Annotated in this window: 2 protein-coding genes; both read left to right on the top strand. The window is 68.2% G+C overall.

Annotated elements, in window-relative coordinates:
- Positions 1 to 1,289: PD-(D/E)XK nuclease family protein (locus tag VFG33_RS07610; protein ID WP_325023855.1), on the top strand; the 1,289-nt coding region annotated here is incomplete at its 5' end.
- The coding region (locus tag VFG33_RS07615) for a UvrD-helicase domain-containing protein (RefSeq protein ID WP_325023857.1) at positions 1,282 to 2,507 on the top strand (1,226 nt) is incomplete at its 3' end. The genes VFG33_RS07610 and VFG33_RS07615, both read left to right, overlap by 8 nt.

Below are 2,507 nucleotides of genomic sequence, written 5' to 3' on the forward strand. Positions count from 1 at the left end.
TGCTCGGCACCTTGCGTTCGATCACCGGTGATCACGCACTGGCGGCGACGCTGTGGGATCAGGCCGACTACGCGGACCGGATGCTCACCTCGGCGTCGTACGCGGGTTCGTTGACCACGGCAACCATGCCGGCGACCGAGCAGGACTGGCAGGTGCGGGCGGCAACCGCCGGTCTGCCCTTGGCCGACCAGGTCGTCGACCGTGCGCGGGTGTTGCTGCGGGCCCGTGCCGCGGATGAGTTCAGCCGGTTCGACGGGAATCTGTCGGGGGTGGACGGGCTGCCCGACTACGCGAGGGACGAGCGGATCGCGTCGCCGACCTCGCTCGAGGCCTATGCGACCTGTCCGCATGCGTACTTCGTCGAGCGGTTGCTGCAGGTCGAACCGCTCGAAGCGCCAGAGGATCTGCTGGTGATCTCGCCGGTGCAGATCGGGAACCTGATCCACAACAGCCTGGACGCCTTCGTCAGCCGACTCGCCGCGGTTCCGACGGGATCCGTCGGCCTGCCCGGTTATGGGAAGCCCTGGACCTCCGAGCAGCGGTCGTTGCTGCTGGCAATCGGTGCGGATCTCGCGGATCAGTTCGAGGCGGAGGGCCTGACCGGGCATCCCCGGTTGTGGCAGCGGGAGCGACTGCGGATCCTCGGCGACCTCCTGGTGCTGCTCGAGGACGACGACCGCTGGCGTGTCTCCCGTGACGCATCGGTCGTCGCGAGCGAGTTGCGCTTCGGCTTCGAGGGCGAGCCGCCGGTGGAGATCCCCATTCCCTCGGGACGCGTGCGTCTGCGCGGCTCCGCGGACAAGGTCGACCTCGGCCGGGACGGCACGATCTACGTCACCGATGTGAAGACCGGCGGGTTCTCCCGCTACGAGTCGATCGAGGCCGACCCAGTCGCGGCTGGGACCAAGCTGCAGCTCCCGGTTTACGCGTACGCCGCACGCGCTCGGCTGGGGGATCCCGAGACGCCGGTCGAAGCGGCGTACTGGTTCGTCAGGAAGGGTGGACGGCGGATCCCCGTGCCGTTGACCGAAGACGTGGCGGCTCGTTATGTGCACACGCTCGACGTGATCGTGTCGTCGATCGCGGCCGGGTACTTTCCGCCGAAGGCTCCCGAGATCCCGGACTTCCTCTGGGTGCAGTGTCAGTACTGCAATCCGGACGGGATCGGGCACAGCGAAGTACGGGCGCGGTGGGAGCGGAAGCGGAACGACACGGTCCTCGAGGCGCTGGTCCGGTTGATCGATCCGGGTGCGCTGCCGGCGTTCGAGGAGGTGGCGCTCGATGACTGAACTGCTGGATGCCGAGGCGCGGGAGCAGATCAGGTCCGACACTTCGTCGACGTTGTTCGTTGAAGCCGGCGCAGGTTCGGGGAAGACGCACGCGCTGGTCGACCGGGTGACCACGCTGGTGCTGCGGGACGAAGTTCCGTTGCGGACGATCGCGGCGGTGACGTTCACGGAGAAGGCCGGGGCGGAGCTGCGGGATCGGCTGCGGGTGGAGTTCGAGACAGCGCGGAAGGGGCCGGCCCGGCGGTTGGCGGACGAGGCGCTGGACGACCTGGATTCGGCGTCGATCGGCACACTGCATTCGTTCGCGCAGCAACTCCTGCTCGCGCATCCGATCGAAGCCGGGCTGCCGCCGCTGATCGACGTACTGGACGAGGTCGGGTCGTCGGTCGCCTTTGAGGAACGCTGGTCGGAGTTGCAGCAGCAGTTGCTAGACGACGACGCGATCGCCGAACCGTTGCTGCTGGCCATGGCCGTCGGCGTAGAACTGAAGCACCTGCGGTCGCTGGCGCGGCTGTTCGGGAACGACTGGGACCTCATCGCCGAGCGGGTCCTGGTGGATCCGCCTGAGTTGGTGTCGATGCCAGATCTGAGCGGACTGATCGCGGCCGCTGCGCAGATCGGCGCCGTGGCGGAGAGCTGCCTCGATGCCGAGGACCGGTTGCTGCCGAAGGTGCACCAGATCCGCGAGCTCGGCGTGATGCTCGGGGCGGCGACGGATCAGGAGACCCAACTGGCGATCCTGCAGCACTTGCGCGGGCTGAAGCTCGGGCGGATCGGGCGCAAGGAGAACTGGCCGGACATCAACAAGGTCCGCGGCGACTGTACTGAGGTCGTCAGCGTCGCTGGATCGCTCGTCGAGCTGCTGCTGGATGCTTGCCTACGGCATCTGTCGCACTGGGTCGCCGAGCGGGTGCTGGAGTCGGCCGAGCTGCGGCGAGCCGAGGGGCGTCTGGAGTTCCACGACCTGCTGGTGCTCGCGCGCGATCTGCTCCGGCGAGACGCGTCAGTGCGGTCGGCGCTGCAGGAGCGGTTCCAGCGGCTGCTGCTCGACGAGTTCCAGGACACGGATCCCATCCAGATCGAGCTGGCGGTCCGGATCGCGGGCGGCGCCGCGGCGGATGCCGAGGACTGGCGAGAGGTCGAGGTGCCGGATGGTCGACTCTTCGTGGTCGGCGACCCGAAGCAGTCCATCTACCGCTTCCGCCGCGCCGACATCGA

The sequence above is a fragment of the Kribbella sp. genome (genome assembly GCF_035687465.1).
Taxonomy (GTDB): domain Bacteria; phylum Actinomycetota; class Actinomycetes; order Propionibacteriales; family Kribbellaceae; genus Kribbella.